Raw genomic sequence first — 26,252 nt, forward strand, 5'->3', positions numbered from 1 at the left:
CAATCCACGACCGTTTCGAATGGCATTGCAGCAACGGCAATGCGGTATTGGCTGACGCGCAATCGGCGCGTCAGTGCGAACGCCGTGCGGGGGCACGGCGTGGCAACTCGCTGGCGCCGCTACGGAAGCCCGTTGGCGACGCCTGTTGATGGTTCGACATTCCAGCCGCGCACCTGCAGCGTGGCATTGCGCAAGCTCGCCGCGGACGGGCCGCGGATCTCGACCTCGCGCTGTTCGCCCGGCACCAGACTGAGATAGTTGTCGCTGTAGTACGCCGGCAGGATGCGTTGGCCTTGCGCGTCCACCAGAGTCAGCTTGGTGTTGAGCGCCACCTGCTGCGAGGCGTTGCGCACGGTGGCGCGTAGCACCGGTTCCGCCCCCTCCTGCAGCTGCGTGCTGAGCTGCACCGGCACTGCCGCCAGCGCATCCAGGCCGCGCATGGCCGCCGCATCGCGGGCCACCCAGTAGAAATTGCGCGAACGCACGACCGCATCGCGATCGAGCAACTGCAGCCTCACAAAACCCAGGCCGTTGGTGTCCTTGAGCAACGGCGCCAGTTGCAGCACCGGTGCCGAGACCGCAACCGGCGCGGCGTCCACGGCCTGTTCGCGTTGCTGCAGCAATGCACCATCGGTGCCGTAGATCTCTGCACGCACGCGTAGGCCACGCACCGGGTCGCTGGCATTGTTGACCACCACTACCTCGTGGCCGGGCAGGTTCATCTGCACATGCAGCATCTCTGCCGCGTTGCGCACACCGTAGTAGGCCGCGTGGGTGTCGTAGTCGTGGCTGTAGATCTGCCACATATTGCTGGGCCAGGCCGGATGGCTCATCCACAGCAGGCGCCCGCTGTTCTTGGTCCACAGCTGCGCGTTGAAGCCTTCGAAGATGGCGCGATGGGTGTCGTAGTTGAGCAACTGCGCCTTGCGCTCGAAGTCCTCGAGACTGGTCGGTGCACCCAGCTTGTCGGTGAGCGAACGCATGAAGCTGGCGGTGTCGCCGTTACCGGACTGGTGCCAGTCGTGATAGGCCCAGGCATCGCTGATCGGCCACTGGTCCTGCGCTGCCGGGACGGAAGCCTTGAACGACTCCAGGGTGGAGAACGACGGCGTGCCCACTTCCACCGAAAAGCCCTGTGCCAAGGCGTTGAAGTACCCCACCGGCTCGCGGTAGTTGTACGGGCCGCTGCCCTGCAGATTGACCTGGTTGGAACTGCCGGTGTACCAGCGCGTGCCGTCCAGTTCAGCAACCAGCGCGTCCAGCCCTTCGTTGAGGATGGGCGCGGGCACGCCTTCGTTGCGGCCGAACCACAGCACGATGGAGGGGTGGTTGCGGAAGCGCTTGATCACCTCGGAGGCGTTGTCCAGGAACAGCGCCGCATCGGCCGGCTCCATGTTGTAGTTCTGGGTGGACTGCCAGAAGTCGTTGAAGACCAGCATGCCGTATTCGTCGGCCAGATCGAAAAAGCTGGCTTCGGTGTTCTGCCCCACCCAGTTGCGCACCACGTTGAAATGCGCGTCGCGTTGCAGGCGGAAGTACGGCTCCAGCCGCTCGCGCGAGACGCGCTTGCGCCAGTCGTCCATGCCCCAGTTGCCGCCCTTGACGGCAATGCGTACGCCATTGATGCGGATGGCCAGGTAAGGTGCCAGCGCGTCATCGCTCAGCGGCGTGACTGCCGGCGATGCCTGCGCGCCGGGATAGAACGATTGCGCATCGCCACCGGGCACGGGGCGAATCGCACTGTGGCGGGCATCGACAATGCGTTCGCCACGCTGACGTGCCTTGTTGAAATCCACCAGTACACGGCGCAGCGCACCGTCCTGGTCGAACAGCGACAGCTCGTAGCCGACCTCGCGAATGCCGAAGCGCAGCTGCTGCGTGTCCGATGGCGTACCGGCCACTTCGACGCTGGCCTGCAAGGTATACAGCGCAGGCTCGCCATAGCCGTTGGGCCACCACAGGCGCGGATTGGCAATGACCAGTTCCGGCGTGTCGGCGGCGCTGAGCGTGAGCGTGGTACCACCGGCCGGCACGTTGACCTGCCGCTGGATGCGCACATCGCCGACGGCCAATTGCAGTGTGCCCTGCACCGCTGCGGCACTGTCGTTGCGTAACGGCACGCTGATTTCAAGCTCGGCACGCCGGTGATCCGGGGCCAGCCGCGTCGTCACCACCCGGGTGTCGCCAAGCGCCAGCGGCCCGGTGGCGTGCAACTGCACGTCCTGCCACAGGCCGGCGTTGCGATCGCGTACCGCCGGAATCCAGTCCCAGCCTTCGCTGGCGATGAAGGTCGGCCCGTCCAGCGCCTGCACACCGCCGTTCTCGCCCACGCCTGCAGTCATCGATTGCTCGTGCGCAATGCCGGGATGCGGCGGCGGCGAGATGCGCACTGCGATGATGTTGCGGCCAGCCTTGAGCTGCTTGCTGACATCGAAGCGGCCGCGTGCAAATGCACCGCGCGTACGCCCGACCTGGGTGCCGTTGACCCAGACCTCACCCGCGTAGTTGATGCCGTTGAACAGCAATTCCAGCCGCTTGCCCTGCGCTGCAGCAGGCAGATCGAAATGGCTGCGGTACCACCAGTCCTGCCGGCTCAGCGACTCGGGAATGGCCATGTTGTTGAGACCGATATCCGGATCCGGATACACGCCGCGATCGACCAACGTGGTGAGCACCGTGCCCGGCACCGTAGCCACGTGCCAGGCCGCGGCGGCGCCGCTGTCATCACCGCGCGACAGGCTGGCGCCCGTGGCCTGCCCCAGCTCCGGCGCCGCAGCCAGTTGCCACACGCCGACCCGCCATGCCGCTGCATCCAGCGGCTGCAACGCAGGCGTCGGTTGCACCGGCTTGGCGACCGGCGCAGAGAAGGCCGCCGCACTGCGTGGCAGCGTTGCGGGCGCCTGCGGTGCGACTTGGCCAGCCATCTGCCTGACCTGCACCTGCCAGGCCGGCGAGGCGTCTTCGAAACGCTGCAAGGCCTGATCCGGCGCCTTGGCCGCAAGCTGCGCGATGGCCGGCGCATCCAGTGCAGCAGAGTACGCGAGGAAACCGGCAATGTCGCCACCGAAGTGCTGCGTATAGGCGGCGGGCTGCTCGCGCGGACCGAACATCAGCACGGGCGCGACCGCGCTCTGGCGAACCGCGCCACTGGCGACCTGACGGCCATTGGCGTACAGCGTCAACCGCCCCGCTCGCGCCACTGCAGCTACCTGCGTCCAGGTCCCCGCAGGCAACGCCTGCTTGCTGCGCAGCACGGTATCGGCGCCCTGCACGAAGGCGAGCCTGCCGTTGTCGATTGCGAAATAACGCCCGGCCGATTTCGGATCGCCCAGACCGGCGATCAATGCCGGGCCGGCATTCGCACGCGAGGGACGCACCCAGCCGGACACGCTCCAGTCTGCGTCGGCAGCCAGCAACCGCGCATCGACGGCAAGCTTCTTGGCCAAGCCCATCCCGCCCGCCAGTACGCGGACATCGTAGGGACCGGGCGATTGCACGTCGACGGGCGCAGCCTCCACTGCCGCCCAGGCCATGCAACCACACACCACCCACAGCGCTCCACGGCGGAACGCCTTGCGAACCATCAGCATTAGAGGCCTCTCCCAAGCTCTACTGCCAAGCAACGGTGCACATCACTCGCACGCAACCGACAAGACGACTCGCAGTCATGGTGTCGCTTGCTTTCGAATGATGCCGCCCGTGGCTGCCGCCCCTGTTTCAGCGGCCATGGTGCGAGGTAACGTTATCCCAGGTAGATACCGACAACAACCGTTCTGCGTTAGGGTTGGCGCTCTCAGGAGGAGGGACTCATGCGAAACCTGATCCATTCCGCATTACCGGCGGCATGCGCATTGCTGTGTGCGATTGCACTGCCTGCAGCTGCGCAGCGTTTGCAGGTGCAATCGCCCGATGCGCGCACGCAGGTGGAATTCACGCTGCGCGACGGCGGCGTGCCCAGTTATCGCGTGCTGTATCGCAACAAGATCGTCCTCGACGACGCGCCGCTCGGGCTGGATCTGGGCAGGGCCAACACCCTGGGCAAGGCGATGACGCTGCAGGGCAGCACGACCGACACGCATGACAGCCAGTTTGCCTTGACGGTGGGCAAGACGCGTCAGGCGCGCGATCGCTATCGCCAATTGCGCGTGCAATTGTCCGACCCGCAACAACGGCGCCTGACGGTGGAATTGCGCGCCTACGACGACGGCGTTGCACTGCGTTATGTGCTGCCCGACGCCGGAGAAGTACGGATTCGCAATGAGCTCACCAGCTTTGCGTTTCCGAGCGATTACCCATGCTGGACCTTGAACCTGGGCCGCTTCGGAACCAGCCACGAGGGCGAATACGATGCGATCCCTGCATCCCGATTGCGCCCGCACAATCTGCTCGAGTTGCCGCTGGTCTGCCAGACCGATGCCAGCGGCACCACGCTGGCGATTGCCGAGGCCAACCTGCGCGATTACGCCGGCCTGTATCTCACCGGCCGCGAGGATGGCGGCCTGGGCGTGTCGGCCAAATTATCGCCACGCCTGGACGACCCCAAGCTGGCCGTCAGCTTTGATGCCAAAGGCCGCGATTTCGCCACCCCGTGGCGGGTGATCATGCTCGGCGACAACCCGGCCAGCCTGATCGAATCCAACCTGATTTCCGCACTCAACCCGCCGCCGGCCTTCGATGCGAGCTGGGTGCGCGCGGGCAAATCGGCGTGGGATTGGTGGTCCGGCTCGCTGGCCAGTGGTGTGGCCAATCCGGGCATGAATACCGCCACGATCGAGCGCTATATCGATCACGCCCAGCAATTGAAACTGCAGTACATGTTGATCGACGACGGCTGGTATTTCGGCAGCACCGGCGATGGCCAGTACAACGTCGATGCCGATATCCGCAGGCCGGTGGAGCAACTCGATCTGCCGGGCCTGGTCAGCTACGCCCGTCAGCGTCACGTCGGGCTGTGGTTGTGGGCGCACTGGCGCGCGCTCGACGCACATATGGACGAAGCACTCGCCTGGTACCAGCAGCTCGGCATCAAGGGCATCAAGGTCGACTTCATGGACCGCGACGATCAGCAGATGGTGGATTTCTATCACCGTCTGCTTGCCAAGGCCGCCGAGCACAAGTTGCTGGTGGATCTGCATGGCGCCTATCACCCGACCGGTTTGACCCGTACCTATCCCAATTACCTCACGCAAGAAGGCGTGCTCGGCGCCGAATACAACAAGTGGACCACGCGCATCACCGCAACCCACAACCTCACGCTGCCGTTCACGCGCATGTTGCTCGGGCCGATGGACTACACCCCGGGCGGCTTTCGCAACGTGCGCCCGGCCGAGTTCAAGATGCAGCACATCGCACCGCAGGTGATGACCACGCGCGCGCAGCAACTGGCGATGTATGTGGTCTACGAAAGCCCGTTTGCGGTGGTGTCCGACAGCCCGGAGCAATACGAAAACGTGCCGGCAGCGCAGTTCCTGCGCGATGTGCCGGCAAGCTGGGATGAAACACGCGCACTCGATGGTGCGATCGGCGAGCACATCGCGCTGGCGCGGCGCAACGGCAAGGACTGGTATGTGGGTGCGATGACCAACGAGCAGGCACGCACGTTGCAGCTGCCACTGTCATTCCTGGGCAAAGGCAGCTGGACAGCGACGATCTATGCCGATGGCGACGCACCGACCGAGGTCCGTATCGACACGCGCAAGCTCACACGTAACGACACGTTGCAGCTCGCATTGGCAGCCAATGGCGGCGCTGCAATCAGGCTGCAAAAAAAGTAAGAACAGCCATGCTTATAGTGGCGTGACCATGCACACCTTTGCGCATGCGTCATGCGCCGTACGCAAGGGTGTGCATGACCATCGACATGGCATCCGCTTAGCGCATTACGCTTGCTGTGTGCCTGATGTCACGCAATGCGCGTCAGGCGATCTATTTTTTTTCTTGGCAGTTAGGATGCGCACGCCTTCAACGCAGGCATGCGCCACCGAACGAAGCTCGGGACGCAACTGCGTACTGGGAGCACTGCGCTGCACGCTGCGCCGCGTGCAGGCAGTTTCGTTCTGGCGTCAGGGGAAAAACACATATGACCTTCCGTTCTCATAGGCCGATGTCGATCGGCCGCGCCGTTGCTGCGCTCTGCGTTTGTGCACTGGCTCCCACCGCCGGCGCCGCCACGCTGCTACCGCCATCGATCTCGGCAAGCAGCGACCGCAGCATCGACACGCTGATGCCACCGCTACTGCGAACACCTGCCACCGCAAGTGTCGCATCCGTGCAACGCGATACGCTGCGCGCCTCGCCGTCGGCATCGCGTGCATTTCCGCAGGTCACACGCGACTTCAAGGAGTTTCTGGAGACGCAGGCGCAGCTCAGTTACGCCACGCGTGGCACCGCAGCCAAGGTCAGCGACCCCACCGCCTTCGCCGAAATGCAGCGCTATGTATTCAACCGTTACAACGGCTTGACGGTGCTGCGCAGCGTGCAGCAGGACGGCAAGGTGTTCGATTGCATTCCAAGTGCACAGCAACCTGCCTTGCGCGATGGCAGCACGCCGGCGGCACCGCCCACCCTCTCCAGCAACACGGGCACGCTGCCACCGATGAATGCGGCGCAACGTTGCGACACCGGCAGCGTGCCGCTGGAACGCATTGGCCTGGCCGAGATGAGCAAGCATGCGGATCTGCGCAGTTTTCTGCGCGGCACCACTCCGAGCGTGATCGCACCCAGACAGGCGGATGCCGCCCCGGCCGCGGCGTCGGTGACGCATTACTACTCCATCGTCTATCTGGATACCGCCGGCACATCGGTCACAGGCGCAGGCGCCGACCTCAATCTATGGGCACCCGCATTACGCTCTGCCGACGAGACACAAACCATCAGTCAGATATGGATCGTCGGTGGCAGCGCAGGCAAGCAGACGCAAACGCTTGAAGTGGGCTGGGAAATCCAGCCAGCCGCAGGCTGGGGTAACAAGCCCATCATTTTCATCTATTCGACCCAGGACGGGTACGTCAAGACAGGTTGCCATAATCTGAATTGCAGCGATTTCGTGCAGACCAGCACGCGCTCTGTCCTGGGTGCCCAGCCGGTGGCCGGATTCAGCACGGCAGGCGGCAAGCAGACCATGCTGGGCGTGGAATTCCAGAGGAATACCGACGGCAACTGGTGGCTGCGCCTGGATGGCGAATGGATCGGTTACTACAAGGCGGCGCTGTATTCGGGCGATCTCGCCAACGGACGCGTGGCGTACGTGAGCGCAGGTGGCGAAGTCTCGACCGACAGCGGGATAGCGAGCCCGCGTATGGGCAGTGGTCAATTTGCAGCAGCGGGCTATCGCCAGGCCGCGTTCCAGGCCAACCACTTCTATCGCGATGCGGCAATGGCCACCCATCCCGTGCAGCGCCTGTCGTCACTGAGCGTGGAGCATCCGTCTTGCTACACGCTGGCGATGGCCGGTTACACCTATCCGTATGCACTGGGCGCAGGCGTCACCCGCACCAGCTTGTCGCCGGAAATGCAAAACGGCGGCTTCTACTTCGGCGGGCCCGGCTGCACCCGTTGAGGTGAGGTGAGTCGATCGCGCGTACCGCTTCGGTGCGCGCGATCGATTACGGCAAGTCCACGCCTGCACACACGGCCGGGCGTGCGTCCTTGAGCTGGCGCACGCCAGTGGCGTCGAACTGCAGTGCCGCATGCCTGGCTGCGAACGCAGGCCAGGCCGGCAAGCCCTTGGTGTTGGGATTGCCACGCTGCACGAACGCGGCCCAATAGCGCTGCAGACTCACCGGCGGCTGGCCGATCGGCAGATCCTTGAACAGGAACGGCAGCTCGGCGCTATGCGTCACCTGCCCGCCCGGTGCGGCGGTATCGAACACGTAATGCCACACCGGCACGCCGAGCGCGGCCTGCTGCTGCGCGACGGTCACTGCCGGGCAACGGAAGGTGAGGTCGGTGGACAGCTGCATCGCCGCGTCGCCCTGCCGGGCGGCACGCTGTGCCGCATGCGTGCGCTGCGCCTGCAGTACGGCATCGGCCTGTGCGGAATAGTCGCGACGCAGCCGCGCCTGCGCGCCCTGCTTGCCGCCGTACTCCAGCTCCTGCACCACGTAGCCGATCAACAGCGGCACCTTGGCCTGTGCACCGTCGGCCAATAACGCGGCCGGCGCACGTGGCAGCACGCGTCCATCGACCACCGCCTGCAGCCAGATGTAGCCATCGTCATCCAACGCCGGCACATCCACATCCTGCCCGGCTTTGATCACCTGCTCCACCGGCAACGCGCGCAGCTGTGCCAGGCGTGTGGCAGGATCGTCGATGCCTGCGCGCTTGGCGATCTCTACACCCAGCGCGCGATTGTCCTCCAGCGAACGCGCCGGCAATCCGAAACCGGCGGTGCCGCTCTGCTCGATCGCCGCCGAAAACAGCCCGCGTGCCAGCGGGCTGAGCATCAGCAAGCCCACATCCTGACCACCGGCCGACTGCCCGGCGATGGTGACGCGCGCAGGGTCGCCGCCGAACTGCGCGATGTTGTCGCGCACCCACCGCAGCGCGGCGATCTGATCGAGCAAGGCGTAGTTGCCGGCCGCCGCATTGTCGCCATCGTGCAGTTCCGGCAGCGACAGAAAACCGAGCGCACCAAGCCGGTACTGTAGCGTCACGACCAACATCTTCTGCGCGACCAGATTGGTCGGCAGATGACCATCCGCGCCGCCAGCCACATTGGCGCCGCCGTGAATCCACACGAACACCGGCAGCGGCTTGGCCGGTTGCAGCGTTGGCGTCTGCACTTCGACGTAGAGACAATCTTCCGTACCGCGCTTGGCCATGGCGTTGTTCCAGCCCAGCGCCGGCTGCACGCACGGCGTGGCGGCCTGGGTCGCATCGCGTACGTCCGACCACGCCGCAGCCGGCTGCGGCGGCTGCCAGCGCAGCGCGCCCAATGGCGGTGCAGCAAACGGAATCGCACGAAACACCGCACTGCCGTCGTCCTGCCATTGTCCGCGCACCACACCGTGATCGGTGCGTACCTGTGGTGGTGCGGCAGGCGTGGACGCCGCTGCGGCGTGAGCGCTGACGCTCACTGCGCAGGCGCTGGCGAGCAGCCAGGCAGTCGCGCGCATCACGGTGTTACGCCCAACGCGCGCGCGCGCCAGGCGGCCTGGAACACCGCCGTGGCCGAGGCCACGTTGAGGCTTTCGACCTTGCCGCTGCCGCGGATCGACAACTGCAGGTCGCAATCGCGCGCGAACTGGCGGTCCATGCCCTCGCTCTCCGCGCCCATCACATAGACCAGCCGCTGCGGCAGCGCGGCGGCGAACACGTCTTCACCACCTTCCACCAGGGTGGCCGCCACCGCGAAACCGGCCTGACGCAGCTGCGCCATCGCCGTTGCCGTCTCGGGCAGCTGCACCAGCGGCACCGCCTCGGCGCCCCCTTCGGCCACGCGTGCGGCTGCGCCGGACAGGCCCAGCGTGGAGCCGGCAGGCAGCAACAGGCCGGCCACCCCGAAGTGCGCGGACGAACGCAGGATCGCGCCGAAGTTGTGCGGGTTGCCCACGCCATCCAGCCACAACGCCAGCACCGGGCCGGCCGGCAAGGCGGCCAGCCAGTCCTGCAACGGCTGCGGGGCCATGCGCAGCACCTCGGCCACCACGCCTTCGTGGTGCGTGCTGGCGGCCAGCTTGCTGAGATCGGCCTCCTCCACCACGCGGTAACCGATGCGCTGGGCAACGCACCAGGCCAGCAGGGCCTTGAACTGCGGAATGCGCGCCTGGCTCAGATACAGCTTGCGCAACGCCTCCGGCCGCGCCTTGAACACCGCCTGCACCGCATTGATGCCGTACAGCCGCACTTCGCGCGCGTTGCTCCCAGAAGTCGAAGACGCAGCAGGCGTGGCTGATGGTGCGTACGGCGCAGGCGCCTGCGCTGCGGGTGGGCGCGCTGCAGGTGCGCGCGGCGCGGCGCGGCCCCAGGGATTGTGCGAGGCGCCGGAGCTGCCCCCATCGCGCGGCGGGCGTGAGCCCCGTCCATCATGCTGTGTCATCGTCGTATCCAAAGTTCGTGGTGCTTGCCGGGTCTGCAGGGACCGTATCGCCCCTCTCCGCCACCAGCGGTGTTCGTCATCCTGCAGGCCGGCGCTGCCGGCGGTGCAGGAGCATGGCGACGATGGTAAGCCACTGGCGCAGCCAGCCGTACACGAGGCAGCCGACGCATGGCTTCCGAGTCCCTGCAGCCCGACACAACTCCGGTTGCGCTTGATGCAGCGCAGACCTTATCGGGAGCTACGCCATGTCTGTGACCGGTCCGCGCGAACCGCAGCGCGCAAGCGCGCCTGGCCGACAAGTGCGCCAGCGCGCACAGTCGGCATCATTGCGGATCGGCCGGCAAGCCCACCCGCGCGAACACGCGCAGATCGTGCAGCCCATCCGGCTTCAGGATCGCGCAGCGGCTGGTGCCTTCTTCGACAAAATTGTTTCGCAGCAGCACCTTGGCCGATGCCGGATTGGTATCGAGGACGGTGGCCTGGACGCGATAGAGCGGCAAGGTCTGCATTGCCCAGGACACGTAGGTGCCCACGATGCGCGTCATCCAGCCACGGCCCCAGTACGCACTGCCGATCCAGTATCCCAACTCGGCCGAAAAGCGTCGCTCGCCCTGTCCCGGACGCAGCGCGATCGTGCCGCAGGCCTGGCCATCGATCTCGATGGCCAGCACGGGGTGTTGCATGTCGACTACGCGTCCGGCCAGGAAGGCCTCGCCGTCGGCGCGCGTATACGGATGCGGGAAGCGCTCGCTCAATCCGCGTGGCACCAGCGGGTCGTTGGCGTGCCGCAGCAAGGCGTCCAGGTCGTCCTGGTGCCAGCGGCGCAGCACGAAGCCATCTCCGTGCAGCGTCAGTGATTCATCCATCGCTTCGGCCTTGGTGTGCGCAACATCGACACTGCCGATACTGCGCACACAGGCCGTAGGCCGCAACTCAGCGCCTGGCGGTCTGCGCCTGCCTGAGCGCGGCGCACAGGCGGATGGTCTCGCCGGTCTGGGCCATACCACGGTCGGCACCGCTGAGCGTGGCCAGGCGCGGCTTGAAGAACGCATCCATGCGGTCGGCTTCTTCCACGCTGCAGCCGCCGGACGCGCCCAGCGCCGGCAACCCGCCGCCATCGAACGAACCGCTGCGCTGCACGATGCGGTCGAAGTTGGCGGTGAACCACGGCCACATCGAAGCGTGCGAGCTCTCGTAACTGTGGCCGCGCGTCAGCAGGCTCTTCATCTCGCCCACCTTGATCGCATCGGTCAGCGCGAAATCACGCACCTGGGTGAGCAGCGCCGGGTCCTGCACCGCGCCCAGGGCGGCGATCATGGCGTTGCGCTGCGCCGGGTCGGCATGCGTGCGCAGCGCAGCGATCAAGGTCTGCACCGCCGGTGCGCCGCGGTCCTGCGCGGTCACTGCCAGGGCGGTACCGAGCAGATCCGGGTTGGCTTTGGCGAAGTCCAGCGCGCCGTTGCCTCCGGCCAACACCGCATCGCCTTGCGCGAGCAGCGCCTTGCGCACTTCCGCGTTCTGCAGGCGCAGCGCGAACAGGCCAGCCAACGCCGAGCGCAAGCTGGTGTCGTCGATCGACTCACCGCTACGCCGCGTGTAACCCAGCTGGCGCAGACGCGGCAGATAGGCCTGTTCGGCCGCCTTGCGCAGTGCGCCGCGTTGGGCCTCGGTGGTGGCCTGGTAGCGCCAGATCCACACGAAGCGGTTCAGCAGCGCCGTGGAGACATCGGCCGATTCGGACGGTGCCAACTGCTTGAGCGCTGCCAGCACCGCATCGCTGTCTGCATCGCCGTGGCGGTAGGCCGCATCGATCGCATCGGCATAGGCCAGCTGTTCGTTGTCGTCGAGCTGGCCGACCTGCTTGCCCAGTTCAGCCAGCTGCTTCTTGGGCAGACTGAAACGGTAGTAGCCGGCGCCACGCGCGTTCGGGAACACCCAGGTGCTCTTGCCGGCGCCGTCCAGCACGATGCTGCCGCTGCCGTCTGCAAGCATCTGGCAGGCGGTGCCGACCTGGTTCTTGCCCTTGCCGTACTTGACGCACACCGGCACGCCCCATTGCTGCGCGGTGGAGCCGGCGGAGCCCAGCGGCAGATAGCGTTGCTGCTGCAGCTTGACCACGGTCTTGCCGCCTTCGCGGGCGAGCTGGGTCTGCAGATACGGCACGCCCGGCTGATTGAGGAAGCTACGGAATGCGGCCTTGAACTCCTCACCCTTGCCGGCGGCCTCGGCGATCGCATCGACCAGATCGTCGGCGGTGGCGCTGCCGAACTTGTGTTTGGCGATATAGGCGCGCATGCCTTCGCGGAACACGTCTTCGCCGACGAAGGCTTCGAACATCGCCAGTACCGCCGCACCCTTCTGGTAGGTGATGCCGTCGAAGGCGGTTTCGATATCGCCATTGCCGGTGATCGGCTGGCGGATCTTGCGCGCACTGACCAGGCTGTCGTTGTCCATCGCGTGCTGTGCGCCGCCGATGCGGTCCAGATTGGCGCGGTATTCCGGGTGCAGCTGCATGGTGATCTTCTGCTGCATCCAGGTGGCAAACGCTTCGTTCAACCACAGGTCGTCCCACCACTCCATGGTGACGGCGTCGCCGGTCCATTGGTGGGCCAGCTCATGCGCGTTGGTGTTGAAGGAGCGCTGCACGTTCTCGGCCGGCGAGTCCTTGTCCAGCAACAGCAGCCAATCGCGGAAGGTCACAAAGCCGGGGTTTTCCATTGCGCCGGCGCTGAAATCCGGGGCAGCGACCAGATCGAGCTTGTCGAACGGATAACCGAAGGCGTAGTAGTCCTCCAGCGCGGCGATGATCGCCGGGGTCTGGTCCAGCGCAGGGGTGATGCGCGGGCCCTGGCCCTTGGCGGCGATGCCACGCAACGGCGTGGCGTTGGGGCGCTGCGGGGTGGCCGGCATTGCCGGCACATCCACTACATCCCACGGGCCGGCGGCGTAGGCGACCAGATAGGTCGGCAGCGGCACGGTCGGGGCGAAGGTCACCGTTTTCCAGCCCTTGCCGGTCGGCTTGGTCGAGGTGGCGATGGTGTTGGCCAGTGCCTGGTCGTCGGTGGGCACGGTCAGGCTGAGGTCGAACGGGGTCTTGAATGCGGGTTCGTCGAAACCGGGGAACGCATAGCGCGCGCTGATCGGTTCCATCTGCGTCATCGCATAGGACTGGCCCTGATACTTCACCTGGTACAGGCCCTGCAGCTGCTGATTGAGCGGCGCGCTATAGACGATATCCACGGTGAGCGTCTGCGGCTGCAGCGTGCGACCGAAGTCCAGGCGCACCACACCGGCCTGCGCATCGGCTTCCACATAGCGTGCGGTCAGCGGCTTGCCTTTGCCCTTGCTCTTGGCCGGCGTGATCGTGACCTTGCTGACCTTCAATTCCTTGCCATGCAGCCAGAGGTGATCGGAGGCCTGCTTGAGCTGCACGCGGATGCTGGTGCGGCCGCTGAACTCGGTCTGGTCCGGGTCGATCTTGAACGACAGGCTGTAACGCTCGGGCACCGCCCAGGCCGGCAGCCGGCCGTTGGGCACCGGCTCACCGGAGGATTGCGCCAGCGCGGTGCCGCAGCACAGCGCAAGGAGGGAGGGAGCAAGTAGGCAGGCAAAACGACGCATTGGCGATTCCGGTCAGGGTAACCGCCGAAGTCGACCACAGCCGGGCATGACTGTCATGTGACCTTAGTCATTGCGCGGGCTTGGCGCGTTGGTAACGGTGCGTGCGACCGCTGAGCCACGCAATGGCGCCAGGGCCAGTTGGCGCGGTCTACGGCACCGGCCACAGCACGAACATATCCACGACCAGCAGCACCAGCGCAATGGTGCCGAGCAGGGCCGCGCGCAGGATCGGGCACTGCCATGGAGCGATGTGTTGCGGTGGTTCGCCCGCCTCTGCTCGGTTCGCGCATGCCTGCATGGGAACAGCAGCATCCGCTATAGACCGCTGCCATCTGCCCGGCGTCGCGTCTGGCCCAGCGAGTGCGGCAACATCGCCCGCACGCGACGCACCGCACTGCGGACAACGCTCAGCAGCCAGCAGCGCCGAGGGATGATGATTGACCGAAGACAAGCAAGGCATCGCATGCACTCCTGTGATGGATTGCGACCTCTGGATCGATCACGCGGCAGTGCAACACGCATCTCCGACGACGTACCGGCAAGCCGCACGGCGTGCGCAACTGCATCGCATCGGTTTGCGTTGGCCTGGCATTGACGCATTCGATGGACACAGCGTGCACCGCGATGTTTGGGTTTTGTTTGCCATAGCGGCGCACGCAAACGCAGTCACCACTGTCGATGACGCAGCATCACCGTATTATCGAAAACCGGCAGCAGCACCCACTGCCGGCATCGCTCAGGCGTGCCCACCCACCGACGGCGTCTGCGCCTCCAGGGTCTCCAGCTCGCGTGCCACCGCTTCGGGCGACTTGGTATACGGGGCGATCAAACTGTAGAACGCCGGCACCACGTACAGCGACAGCAACGTGGACAGCGACACACCGAAAATCACCACCACACCGATGGTGGCGCGGCTGGCCGAGCCAGGGCCGCCGGCCACCACCAGCGGAATCGCGCCGACCACCGTGGCGATCGAGGTCATCAGGATCGGACGCAGGCGCACCGATGCCGATTCCACGATTGCCTCATGCACGCTGCGGCCCTCATCGCGCAGCTGATTGGCGAACTCCACGATCAGGATGCCGTTCTTGGCGGCCAGGCCCACCAGCATCACGATGCCGATCTGACTGAACAAATTGAGCGTGCCACCGGTGAGCCACAAACCGACCAATGCACCCAGCACCGCCAACGGCACGGTGAGCATGATCACCAGCGGATGCGCGAAGCTTTCGAACTGCGCGGCCAGCACCAGATACACCACCAGCAGGGCCATGCCGAAGGTCAGCAATACCGCGCTGCCGGATTGCTGGTACTCGCGCGATTCGCCCTTCCAGTCCACCTGCGCGTACTCGGGCAATTCCTCGCGTGCGGTCTGCTGCGCCCAGGCGATCGCCTCGCCGAGCGGATAGCCCGGTGCCAGGCCGGCGCTGATGGTGATCGCACGCAAACGATTGAAGCGATTCAAGGTGCCGGCCTCGGCCACTTCGCTCAGCGTGACCAGGTTGGACAACGGAATCAGTTCGCCACGGATCGAACGCACGCGGATGGCGGTGAGATCTTCCGGCGCCATGCGGCCTTCGCGGCCGGCCTGCAGCATCACGTCGTATTCCTCGCCGTTGTCGACGAACGTCGTCACGCGGCGCGAGCCCATCATCGCTTCCAGCGCCCCACCGATCGCGGTCACCGGCACGCCCAGATCGGCCGCGCGCAGGCGGTCGATATTGACGCGCATCTGCGGGCGGGTTTCCTTGTAGTCGGAGTCAGGACCGACCAACCCGGGATTGGCTTCCATGCGCTGCAGGATGCGATCGCGCCACTGCGCGATCTCGGCATAATCCGGCCCGCCCAGCACCAGCTGGAACGGCTGCCCGCGGCTGCGCACCAACCCACCGCTCACCTGCGTGCGCGCACGCACACCACTGAGCACGTTGAGTTTTTGCTGCAGTTCGTCGGCCACTTCGGTGGTCGGTCGGGAGCGCTTTTCCCAATCCTGCAAAAACACGCTGACCCGGCCGGTGTGCATTTCCTCGCTGCTGCCAAAGCCGCCCGGCACGCGCGGATTTGCCCGCACGATGGGCTTGTCCGGGCCCACGTAAGGGCCAAGGATGGCCTCGACCTGATGCATCTGCCCCACGGTGTAATCGAAGCCGGCGCCTTCGGGCCCATCGATCATGATCTGGAAATTTCCGCGGTCTTCGGCCGGCGCCAGCTCGGAGGGAATCCGGCCCATCAACCACGCGCTGGCGCCCAGCGCCAGCAGCATCAACAGCGCGAAGATCCAGGTGCGATGCACATGCCGCTCCAGCGAGCGCCCATACGCGCCGGACACCGCCTGCATGCGGCCATCGAACCAGCGATGGAAGCGATTGGGTTTGGCCTGCCCGTGCGAGCGCAACAACTTGGACGACATCATCGGCGTCAGCGTGAGCGCAACGAACGCAGAGATCGCCACCGCCGCCGCCAATGCCACCGCCAACTCGCGGAACAGGCGTCCGGTATTGCCTTCCAGAAAGCCCACCGGCAGGAACACCGCTACCAGCACCGCGGTGGTGGCAATCACCGCGAAGGCGACTTGGCCGGTACCGCGCTTGGCCGCCACCAACGGCGGCTCGCCCAGGTCGATGCGGCGCTGGATGTTCTCCACCACCACGATGGCATCGTCCACCACCAGGCCGATACACAGCACCAGTGCGAGCAGGGTCAGCAGGTTGATCGAAAAATCGAATGCGTACAGCGCGATGAAGGCGGCGATCAGACACACCGGCACCGTCACTGCCGGAATCAGCGCCGCACGTGCGCTGCCCAGAAACACCCAGATCACCACCAGCACCAGCACCACCGCTTCGATCAGCGTGTGGTACACGCGCTCCACCGCCGCGTCGATAAACGTCGTGGTGTCGAAGGCGACGAAGATGTTGGTGCCCTGCGGCAGCGACTTCTGCACTTCTTCGGCCTGCGCGCGCGCCTCGCGTGCCACGTCCAGCGCGTTGGCGGTGGAGTTGCGCACGATGCCCAGGCCTACGTTGGGCACGCCGTTGCTCTGGAAATACGCGCGCCGCTCGGCCGAGGTCAGCTCCACCTTGGCCACGTCGCCGAACCGCACCACATAGCCGCCCTCGCCCTTGCTGAGCGGCAGCTTGGCGAAGTCCTCGGGCTTGAGATAACTGCGCTCCACGCGCAAGGTGAAATCGCGCTGCGCCGATTCGATGCTGCCGGCCGGCAACTCGACGTTTTCGTTCTGCAGCGCCGCTTCCACATCGGCCACGGTGAGTTCGCGTGCAGCCAGCTGGTCGCGATCCAGCCAGATGCGCATCGCATAGCGCTGGCGTCCGCCGATCCGCACCTGCGCCACGCCGTCCAGGCTGGAGAAGCGGTCCACCACATAGCGCTCGGCGTAATCGGACAGCTGCAGCGTGTCCATTGTGCTGGAGCTCATGTTGAGCCACAGGATGGGGTCGGCGTCGGCTTCGACCTTGGAAATTTCCGGCGGGCGCGCCTGGTCGGGCATGCGATCGGACACGCGGCTGACCGCATCGCGCACGTCGTTGGCGGCCGCTTCCACATCGCGCGACTGCACGAACTCGATGCTGATATCGGAGGAGCCATTGCGGCTGCGCGCCTCGATGGTCTCGATGCCTTCGATACCGGCGAGCGCGTCTTCCAGCACCTGGGTGATGCGGCTTTCCACCACCGCTGCCGAAGCGCCGGTGTATTCCACATCCACCGAGACGATGGGCGGGTCGATCGCCGGCAACTCGCGCAGCGTGAGCCGGGTGAACGACATCACCCCCAGCACGATCAGCAACAGGCTCATCACCACCGCCATCACCGGGCGGGTAATGGACAGGTCGGAGAGTTTCATTGCGCCGCTGCCCGCGGGCGCGCCGGTGCGGGCGCGGCCTGATCGACCACCTTCAAGCCCGGACGCAGCTTGCCGGTGCCATCCACCACGATGCGCTCACCGGCCTTGACCCCTTCCAGAATTTCCACCTTGCCATCGCGGCGCTCGCCCAGCCGCACATCGGCGCGCTCCACGCTGCTGTCGGGCTTGAGCCGAAACACATAGGACTCGCGCCCCACCTGCACCACCGCAATCTCAGGGATCACCACCGCCTGCCGCGCCGGCTGGAACAGCCGCACATCCAGCAGCATGCCCGGGCGCAGCCGGCGATCGCCGTTGGGGAAATCCGCCCGCACCGTCACCGAGCGGGTGGTTTCGTCGATCCGCGAATCGATCGCCGCCACCACGCCTTCGAACTGCGCGCCTGGGTACGCTGCCGCCGTGCCATTGACCGCATTGCCGAGTTGCACCAGCCCGAACTGCGACTCGGGCACCTGAAAGTCCACGTACATGCGCTCCACATCGTCCAGCGTTGCGATCACAGTGCTGGAGGTGATCAACGAGCCCGGGCTGATCTGGCGGATGCCGAGCACGCCGGAGAACGGCGCACGCACTTCGCGGTCGGTGATCTCCGCGCGCATCTGCTGCACGCGCGCCTGCGCCGCATCGCGCAAGGCGCGTTGCGTATCGACGGTGGACTTGGCCACCAACTGCTGGCCAACCAGACTCAACTGGCGCCGATACAACTGATCGGTTTCTTCGAAGGTGGCCTGCGCGGCCGTCAGCGCCGCCTGCTGCGAATTGCCGCGCAGGCGCAGCAGCAACTGCCCGGCCTTGACCTCGTCGCCACTGTCGAAATTGACCTGCTCCACCACATCGCTCACCGCAGCGGTCAGCGCCACCGATTCGCGCGCACGCACGGTGGCGATCGACTGCACGGTCGAGTTCCAGGGCTGGGTGGTCACCGCCTGCACAGAGACCGGAATGGGTTTGGCAACGGCGGGCGCCGCAGCCTGGCGGCTGCAACCGGCCAACGCAGCGGCCAAGAAGAGCGCGGCGCAAAAGCGCGCGCTGGGCAGAACAAGCATCAGAACATCCTGGCGAGGTACGTCGAAAGTTTAACGACCTAGCCGCCAGGGTGTTGACAGAAAGGCGTGCTTTGCACCATGACCAAAGACCCTTGCCGTCGCCAGCGCGATGCGCTGGTCAACGTTCCAGTTCAAGAAACTCGAGCACATGGCGCGCCAGCGCCTCTACATTCTCACCATCGGCGTGAAGATGGATCTCCGGCGCTTCCGGCGCCTCGTACGGCGAATCGATGCCGGTGAAATTGGGAATCTGCCCGGCCCGCGCCTTGCGGTACAAGCCCTTCACATCGCGCGCCTCGACGACCTCGAGCGGCACGTCGACAAACACCTCGACGAATTCACCCTGGTCGAAGCGCTCGCGCGCCAGTTGCCGCTCGGCGCGGAACGGCGAGATGAAGCTCACCAGCACGATCAGGCCGGCATCGGCCATCAGCCGTGCCACCTCGGCCACGCGGCGGATGTTTTCCACGCGGTCTTCGTCGGTGAAACCCAGATCGCGGTTGAGCCCGTGGCGCACGTTGTCGCCGTCCAGGATGAAGGTGTGATAGCCCAGCGCATGCAGGCGCTTGTCGACCAGATTGGCAACGGTGGATTTGCCCGCGCCCGAGAGGCCGGTGAACCACAGCACGCGCGGGGTCTGGCCCTTGATGCGCGCACGCGCGGCGCGATCCACATCCAGATGCTGCCAGTGCACGTTGCCGGCGCGGCGTAGCGCGAACTCCAGCGTGCCGGCGGCCACCGTGGCATTGCTCTGCCGGTCGATCAGGATGAAACCGCCCAGCACGCGATTGCGCGCATACGGCGAGAACGCGATCGGCTCGTCCAGCGCCAGATTGCAGTAGCCCACTTCATTGAGCTCCAGCCGCTTGGCGGCCAGCCGCTCCTGCGTATTCACATCGACCTTGTGCTTGATCTCGCTGATGCTCGCGGTAACCGTGCGGGTGCCGATCTTGAGCCAGTACGGGCGGCCCGGCAGCAACGCAGCATCGTCCATCCACAGCAGATGTGCGGCGAACTGATCGGCCACTTCCGGCGGGTCGTCGACCGCGGCAATGATGTCGCCACGGCTGATGTCGATCTCCTCGCGCAAGGTCAGCGTGACCGCCTGGCCGGCGCGCGCGCTGTCCACCTCGCCATTGGCATCCAGCACCGATGCCACCTGCGTGCGCCGCCCGGACGGCACCACCACCACGGCATCGCCAACCCGCACCTGCCCGGCCGCAATGGTGCCGGCATAGCCACGGAAATGCTGGTTGGGACGATTGACCCACTGCACCGGCAAGCGGAACCCGCTGCCTGCTTCCGGCGCCTCCAATTGCACGGTGTCGAGATGCTGCAACAGATGCGGACCGCTGTACCACGGCATCCGCGCCGAGGCGCTGGACAGATTTTCGCCATCCAGTGCCGATAGCGGAATGCACTGCACATCGGCAATGCCCAGCTGCGCGGCCAGCACGCGATAGGCATCGGCGATCTCGGCGAATACCTGTGCGTCGTAGTCCACCAGGTCCATCTTGTTGACCGCCAGCACCACATGCCGGATGCCCAGCAACGACACGATGTAACTGTGCCGGCGCGTCTGCGCCAACAATCCCTTGCGCGCATCCACCAGCACCACCGCGACATCGGCGGTGGATGCGCCGGTGGCCATGTTGCGCGTGTACTGCTCATGCCCGGGGCAGTCGGCGACGATGAACTTGCGCTGGTCGGTATCGAAATAGCGGTACGCCACATCGATGGTGATGCCCTGCTCGCGCTCGGCGGCCAGCCCATCCATCAGCAATGCGTAGTCGATGCCCTCGCCCTGCGTGCCGTGCCGGCGGCTATCGCTCTCCAGCGCTGCGAGCTGGTCGTCGAACAAACGCTTGCTGTCGTACAACAAGCGCCCGATCAACGTGCTCTTGCCGTCATCCACGCTGCCGCAGGTGATGAAGCGCAGCAGCGGCTTGGCTTCGTGCTGGTGCAGGTAGGCGCCGATGGCGCCGGGAATCGGGAATCGGGAATCGGGAATCGCAAAGGCGGCCTCCTCCCTCATCTCGTTCGCGGCGAACTGCTGTTCCGATTCCCCATTCCCGATTCCCAAATCCCGGCCCATCAGAAATACCCCTCAAGCTTCTTCTGCTCCATCGACGCACCCGGCGCATGATCGATCATGCGGCCCTGGCGCTCGGAGCTGGTGCTGACCAGCATCTCGGCGATCACCGCTTCCAGCGTGTCGGCGGTGGAGTCGATGGCGCCGGTCAGCGGATAGCAGCCCAGCGTGCGGAAGCGCACCGAGCGTAGTTGCGGTGTTTCGCCTTCATGCAACGGCAGGCGATGGTCGTCGACCATGATCCACGCGCCGTCGCGCTCCACCACCGGGCGCGGTGCGGCGAAATACAGCGGCACCACCGGAATGCGTTCGCGGTAGATGTACAGCCAGATATCCAGCTCGGTCCAGTTGGAGAGCGGAAACACGCGCACGCTTTCGCCCGGCTTGGTGCGCGCGTTGTAGAGATTCCACAACTCCGGGCGCTGGTTCTTGGGGTCCCAGCGGTGGCGTGCATTGCGGAACGAGAACACGCGCTCCTTGGCACGCGATTTCTCCTCGTCGCGGCGCGCGCCACCAATGGCCGCATCGAAGCCGCCCTGCTCCAGCGCCTGCTTCAGGCCCTGGGTTTTCATGATGTCGGTGTGCACCGCCGCGCCATGGCTGATCGGGCCGATGTCCTGCGCGACGCCGTCGGGGTTGATGTGCACGCGCAGGTCCACGCCGGTCTCGGCCGCACGGCGGTCGCGGAAGGCGATCATCTCGCCGAACTTCCAGCGCGTATCCACATGCAGCAGCGGAATCGGCGGCGGCGACGGCGCAAAGGCCTTGAGCAGCAGATGCAGCAGCACCGAACTGTCCTTGCCCACCGAATACAGCATCACCGGGGCCCGGAACTCGGCGGCGACTTCGCGCAGGATGTGGATGCTTTCGGCCTCGAGCCGGTCGAGGTGAGACAGGGGCTGCAGAGTCATCGGGGTGTCGTGGCATCGGCGGGCAGACCAGCCGATGGTAGGGCAAGGCGCCGCAGTGTGTAGCGCAGGCCGCCCGCACCCAAATAAGCGGCCGGCATAACGCGATAACGGCTCATCCTTTCTGGCCGCCGCAACGTTTCCATAACATCACTGGTCTCATCAATGCCCCCGGATCCAAATGACCGCCGCCAGTTCCGCGCTACCGCCCAGCCCCTTGCCCGACGAGCGCAAGGCGCTGCTGGAACGGTTGGTGGACGGCCTGGATTCTGCGTCACTGTGGTGGCTGTCTGGTTACACCGCCGGGTTGGCACAAGGCCAGCCGCCGCGCTCGCTCGCGGTCCTTCCCGGCGGCCAGCCCCACGCGATCGCGCAAGCGAGCCAGCGCCTGACCGTGCTGTATGGCAGCCAGACCGGCAATGCCCGCCGCGAAGCGGAACAACTCGCTGCCGAGGCCGAAGCCGCGGGTTTGAGCGTGCGCTTGCTGCGCGCCGACGCCTACCCCACCCGCGAACTGGCCAGCGAGCGCTTGCTGTATGTGGTCATCAGCACCCAGGGCGAGGGCGACCCGCCGGACGATGCGATCGGGCTGGTCGAATTTCTCGCCAGCCGGCGCGCGCCCAAGCTGCCCGAGCTCAAGTACGCGGTGCTGGGGCTGGGCGATTCCAGCTACGCGGATTTTTGCGGCATTGCACGCCGCATCGACGAACGCCTGGCCGAACTCGGCGGCAGCCGCGTGCAGCCGCGTGGCGAAGCCGATCTGGATATCGACAGCGTCGCCGCACCCTGGCGTGCGCAGGCACTCACGCACGCACGCGAGCACCTCAAGAGCGGCCCGCCTTCGGCCACCATCACGCCATTGCGCAGCAGCGCGGCCGCAGCAGTGTGGTCGCATCAGCACCCGTTCGCTGCAGAGGTGCTGGCCAACCAGATCGTCAGCGGGCGCGACTTCAAGGGCCCGCAATTCCGCGTCTATGCACTGCCAGGCAAGCGCGTGCGTCATCTGGAATTTTCGCTGGAAGGTAGCGGGCTGAGCTACGAGCCCGGCGATGCGCTGGGCATCCGTCATCGCAATCCGCCCGCATTGGTGGATGCAGTGCTGGAGACGCTGCGCCTGGATGGTCATGCCGCGGTCACCATCGGCGAAGAGACTCTGGCCTTGAACGAGTGGCTTGCCACCCGACGCGAACTGACCAAGCTGTCGCGGCCGCTGCTGGCCGCACATGCCGAGCGTGCGCGCGCCGAGGAGCTGCAGACGCTGCTCACCCCGACCCAGACTGCCGGCCTGGCGTCGTTGCTCTCCGATCACCAGTTGATCGACGTGCTGCGACGCTGGCCGGCGGATTGGGACCATGGCGGCCTGCTGGCCGCCCTGCGTCCGCTCACCCCACGCCTGTACTCGATCGCCTCCAGCCGCAAGCGCGTGGGCGAAGAAGTGCATCTGGTCGTGGACGAACTCACCTACCAGGCGCACGGCCACGCGCATCTGGGCTCGGCCAGCGGCTTTCTTGCCGCCCTGCGCGAAGGTGACACCGCACCGGTCTATATCGAGCCGAACGAACGCTTCCGCGTGCCGGCCGACCCGGACCGCGACATCCTGATGATCGGCCCGGGCACCGGCGTGGCACCGTTCCGCGGCTTCGTGCAGGAGCGCGCCGAAACCGGCGCCAAGGGCCGTAACTGGCTGTTCTTCGGCGCCCAGCATTTCAATACCGATTTCCTGTATCAGGCCGAATGGCAGCAGGCCTTGCAGCGCGGCGAACTGCATGCCTTGGACCTGGCGTTCTCGCGCGACCAGGCCGAAAAAATCTACGTGCAGCATCGCCTGCGCGCGCGCGGCGCAAAGGTCTACGCCTGGCTGCAGGGCGGCGCGCATGTGTATGTGTGCGGCGCCATCGGCATGGGCAAGGACGTGCATGCGGCATTGCTCGACATCGTTGCCACCCACGGCGCACTCGATGCCGAAGCCGCCGCTGCGTATCTCACCCAGCTGCAGGTGGAGGGGCGGTATGCGCGCGATGTCTATTAGTGCCGGGAATCGGAAGTGGGGAATCGGGAATCGGTACAGCCCGCGACTGACCTTTCCTGGCAGACCAAGCCGCTTTTTACGATTCCCTATTCCCGACTCCCGATTCCCATGACCCATTCCGTCGAAGACATCAAATCCGAAAGCCGTCGTCTGCGCGGGTCGCTGGAACAGAGCCTGGCCGATGCGGTGACCGGTGCGTTGCGTGAGGACGATCAGACCCTGATCAAGTACCACGGCAGCTACCAGCAGGACGACCGCGATATCCGCGATGAGCGGCGTCGCCAGAAGCTTGAGCCGGCGTATCAGTTCATGATCCGCACGCGCACGCCGGGCGGGGTGATCTCGCCCACGCAGTGGCTGGCACTGGATAGCATCGCCACGCGGTACGCCAACCATTCGCTGCGCATCACCACACGCCAGGCGTTCCAGTTCCATGGCGTGATCAAGCGCGAACTCAAGGCGACCATGCAGGCGATCAACGCGACCTTGATCGATACGCTGGCTGCCTGCGGCGATGTGAATCGCAATGTGCAAGTGGCCGCCAATCCGCTGCTGTCGCAGGCGCATGCCACGCTGTATGCCGATGCCGCACGCGTGTCCGAGCATCTGCTGCCCAATACGCGCGCGTATTACGAAATCTGGCTGGACGAAGAGCGCGTCTCCGGCTCCGGCAGCGAAGAGGAACCCATCTACGGCGACCGTTATCTGCCGCGTAAGTTCAAGATCGGCTTCGCCGCGCCGCCGCTCAACGATGTGGACGTGTTCGCCAACGATCTGGGCTTTATCGCCATCCTGCGCGAGGGCCAATTGCTCGGCTACAACGTCAGCATCGGCGGCGGCATGGGCGCCAGCCATGGCGATGCAGAGACCTGGCCGCGCGTGGCCAATGTCATTGGGTTTGTCACCCGCGATCAGTTGCTCGATGTCGCCACTGCGGTGGTCACCACGCAGCGCGACTTCGGCAACCGCGCAGTGCGCAAGCGCGCGCGCTTCAAGTACACCATCGACGATCATGGTCTGGACACCATCGTGGCCGAGATCGAACGCCGCGCCGGTTTCGCGCTGCAGCCAGCGCAGCGGTTCGCCTTCGAACACAACGGCGATCGCTACGGCTGGGTCGAAGGCGAAGACGGGCTGTGGCATCTGACCCTGTCGCTGCCGGCCGGACGCATCGCCGATACCGAGGCCTCTGCGCATCTGAGCGGCCTGCGTGCGATTGCACAATTGAACGTCGGCGAGTTTCGCATGACGCCCAACCAGAATCTGGTCGTTGCCGGCGTGCTGGCCAGCGAGCGCGCGCGCGTCGATGCCTTGGTTGCGCAGTACGGCCTGGATACCGGCAACCGCGCGCCCACCGCACTGGCACGCGGCGCCATGGCCTGCGTGTCGCTGCCCACCTGCGGCCTGGCGATGGCCGAGGCCGAACGCTACCTGCCCGACTTCAGCGCGGCCTTGCAGCCGTTGCTGGAACAACACGGACTGGCCGACACCCCGATCGTGCTGCGCCTGTCCGGCTGCCCCAACGGCTGCTCGCGTCCGTATCTGGCCGAGATCGCGCTGGTGGGCAAGGCGCCCGGTCGCTACAACCTGATGCTGGGCGGCGATCGCCGTGGCCAGCGTCTGAACACGCTGTATCGCGAAAACATCACCGAAGCCGACATCCTCGCCGCACTCGAACCGCTGCTGGCGCGCTATGCGGCCGAACGCGACCAGGCCGGCGACGAAGGCTTCGGCGACTTCCTGCATCGCAGCGGCCTGATCGCCCTGCCGCCCTACCCCACCCACCGTCACCTCGACCTGGAATTGCTCGCATGACCGCGCTGCCTGCTGCATCGATCGCACCTTCCGCGCTGGACGATCTGGACGCGCTCAACGCGCAACTGGAAGGCCTGCGTGCCGACGAGCGCGTGGCCTGGGCACTGCAACACGGCCCGCAGGACGCGGCGCTGTCGTCCAGTTTCGGCGCGCAGTCGGCGGTCACCCTGCACCTGCTCACCCAGCAGCGCCCGGACATTCCGGTGATCCTGATCGATACCGGCTACCTGTTCCCGGAAACCTACCGGTTTGCCGACGCGCTGGCCGACCGGCTCAAGCTCAATCTCAAGGTGTATCGCCCGCTGGTCAGCCGCGCCTGGATGGAGGCACGCCACGGTCGCCTGTGGGAACAGGGCATGGTCGGCATCGACCAGTACAACAACCTGCGCAAGGTCGAGCCGATGCGGCGCGCATTGGACGAGCTCAATGTGGGCACCTGGTTCACCGGCCTGCGCCGCAGCCAGTCCGGCGGCCGCGCGCAGACACCGATCGTGCAAAAGCGCGGCGAGCGCTACAAGGTCAGCCCGATCGCCGACTGGACAGACCGCGACGTGTGGCAATACCTGCAGGCACACGATCTGCCGTATCACCCGCTATGGGAGCAAGGCTACGTGTCGATCGGCGACTTCCACACCACGCGCCGCTGGGAACCGGGTATGCGCGAAGAAGACACGCGTTTCTTCGGGTTGAAGCGCGAGTGCGGCATTCACGAGGACATCTGAGCACAGCAGCGCGTCGTGATTTCTTCGCGGTAATTTCAAGCGCTGCGGTGCGCTGAATGTTTCTGCTGGCCATCCCAAAGAGTAAGGCCTCGCCGCA

15 protein-coding genes are annotated in these 26,252 nt (G+C 65.8%); 5 read left to right on the forward strand and 10 right to left on the reverse strand.

The genetic code is table 11. The annotated features are described in order from the left end of the window. Positions 1-119: 119 nt before the first annotated feature. Positions 120-3,590 carry a glycosyl hydrolase 2 galactose-binding domain-containing protein gene (locus tag NYR97_RS02835; protein ID WP_316696624.1) on the reverse strand — a complete coding sequence of 1,157 codons (3,471 nt, stop codon included), beginning with the start codon at positions 3,588-3,590 and terminating at the stop codon, positions 120-122. Between the two features lie 219 nt (positions 3,591-3,809). Here NYR97_RS02835 and NYR97_RS02840 point away from each other — a divergent pair, with 219 nt between their 5' ends. Both NYR97_RS02840 and NYR97_RS02845 read left to right on the forward strand, forming a co-directional pair. Continuing rightward, positions 3,810-5,774: a glycoside hydrolase family 97 protein gene (locus NYR97_RS02840; RefSeq protein WP_316696625.1), complete on the forward strand. Its 1,965-nt coding sequence runs from the start codon at positions 3,810-3,812 to the stop codon at positions 5,772-5,774. A 305-nt stretch (positions 5,775-6,079) separates the two neighbouring features. Next, entirely contained in the window at positions 6,080-7,558 is a 1,479-nt protein-coding gene (locus NYR97_RS02845) for a neprosin family prolyl endopeptidase (RefSeq protein WP_316696626.1), read from the forward strand. A 46-nt stretch (positions 7,559-7,604) separates the two neighbouring features. On the opposite strand, the gene NYR97_RS02850 is transcribed toward NYR97_RS02845, so the two are convergent. The 9 genes from NYR97_RS02850 to cysD all read right to left on the reverse strand — a co-directional run bounded on the left by NYR97_RS02850 (position 7,605) and on the right by cysD (position 21,592). Continuing rightward, positions 7,605-9,116 carry a carboxylesterase/lipase family protein gene (locus tag NYR97_RS02850; protein WP_425613031.1) on the reverse strand — a complete coding sequence of 504 codons (1,512 nt, stop codon included), beginning with the start codon at positions 9,114-9,116 and terminating at the stop codon, positions 7,605-7,607. Then, entirely contained in the window at positions 9,116-10,039 is a 924-nt protein-coding gene (locus tag NYR97_RS02855; protein ID WP_316696629.1) for a TrmH family RNA methyltransferase, read from the reverse strand. Before NYR97_RS02855 ends, NYR97_RS02850 begins: the two co-directional genes overlap by 1 nt. Positions 10,040-10,362: 323 nt before the next feature. Continuing rightward, positions 10,363-10,905, reverse strand: coding sequence for a GNAT family N-acetyltransferase (locus NYR97_RS02860; protein ID WP_316696630.1), 543 nt, complete (start codon positions 10,903-10,905; stop codon positions 10,363-10,365). Between the two features lie 67 nt (positions 10,906-10,972). Beyond that, positions 10,973-13,660 (reverse strand): M1 family metallopeptidase, encoded by a 2,688-nt coding sequence (locus NYR97_RS02865; RefSeq protein WP_316696631.1) that lies wholly within the window; start codon positions 13,658-13,660, stop codon positions 10,973-10,975. A gap of 148 nt (positions 13,661-13,808) precedes the next feature. Next, on the reverse strand, positions 13,809-14,111 hold the full coding sequence (locus NYR97_RS02870; RefSeq protein ID WP_316696632.1) for a hypothetical protein: 303 nt from the start codon (positions 14,109-14,111) through the stop codon (positions 13,809-13,811). A gap of 285 nt (positions 14,112-14,396) precedes the next feature. Further along, positions 14,397-17,522 (reverse strand): efflux RND transporter permease subunit, encoded by a 3,126-nt coding sequence (locus tag NYR97_RS02875; RefSeq protein WP_316696633.1) that lies wholly within the window; start codon positions 17,520-17,522, stop codon positions 14,397-14,399. Then, positions 17,519-18,589 (reverse strand): efflux RND transporter periplasmic adaptor subunit, encoded by a 1,071-nt coding sequence (locus NYR97_RS02880; protein ID WP_316696634.1) that lies wholly within the window; start codon positions 18,587-18,589, stop codon positions 17,519-17,521. Before NYR97_RS02880 ends, NYR97_RS02875 begins: the two co-directional genes overlap by 4 nt. A 118-nt stretch (positions 18,590-18,707) precedes the next feature. After that, entirely contained in the window at positions 18,708-20,624 is a 1,917-nt protein-coding gene (gene cysN, locus NYR97_RS02885; RefSeq protein WP_316696635.1) for a sulfate adenylyltransferase subunit CysN, read from the reverse strand. A gap of 59 nt (positions 20,625-20,683) precedes the next feature. Then, positions 20,684-21,592 (reverse strand): sulfate adenylyltransferase subunit CysD, encoded by a 909-nt coding sequence (cysD, locus tag NYR97_RS02890; RefSeq protein ID WP_210763009.1) that lies wholly within the window; start codon positions 21,590-21,592, stop codon positions 20,684-20,686. A gap of 178 nt (positions 21,593-21,770) precedes the next feature. On the opposite strand from cysD, the gene NYR97_RS02895 reads away from it, so the two are divergent. From NYR97_RS02895 to NYR97_RS02905, 3 genes are all read left to right on the forward strand, one after another. Beyond that, positions 21,771-23,618: an assimilatory sulfite reductase (NADPH) flavoprotein subunit gene (locus NYR97_RS02895; protein ID WP_316696636.1), complete on the forward strand. Its 1,848-nt coding sequence runs from the start codon at positions 21,771-21,773 to the stop codon at positions 23,616-23,618. Positions 23,619-23,726: 108 nt separating this feature from the next. Beyond that, positions 23,727-25,433, forward strand: coding sequence for an assimilatory sulfite reductase (NADPH) hemoprotein subunit (cysI, locus tag NYR97_RS02900; protein WP_316696637.1), 1,707 nt, complete (start codon positions 23,727-23,729; stop codon positions 25,431-25,433). Continuing rightward, positions 25,430-26,155 (forward strand): phosphoadenylyl-sulfate reductase, encoded by a 726-nt coding sequence (locus tag NYR97_RS02905; protein ID WP_023904953.1) that lies wholly within the window; start codon positions 25,430-25,432, stop codon positions 26,153-26,155. Before cysI ends, NYR97_RS02905 begins: the two co-directional genes overlap by 4 nt. Positions 26,156-26,252 lie beyond the last annotated feature (97 nt).

The sequence above is a fragment of the Xanthomonas hydrangeae genome, from assembly GCF_032697525.1.
In the GTDB taxonomy this organism is placed as follows: Bacteria; Pseudomonadota; Gammaproteobacteria; order Xanthomonadales; family Xanthomonadaceae; genus Xanthomonas; species Xanthomonas hydrangeae.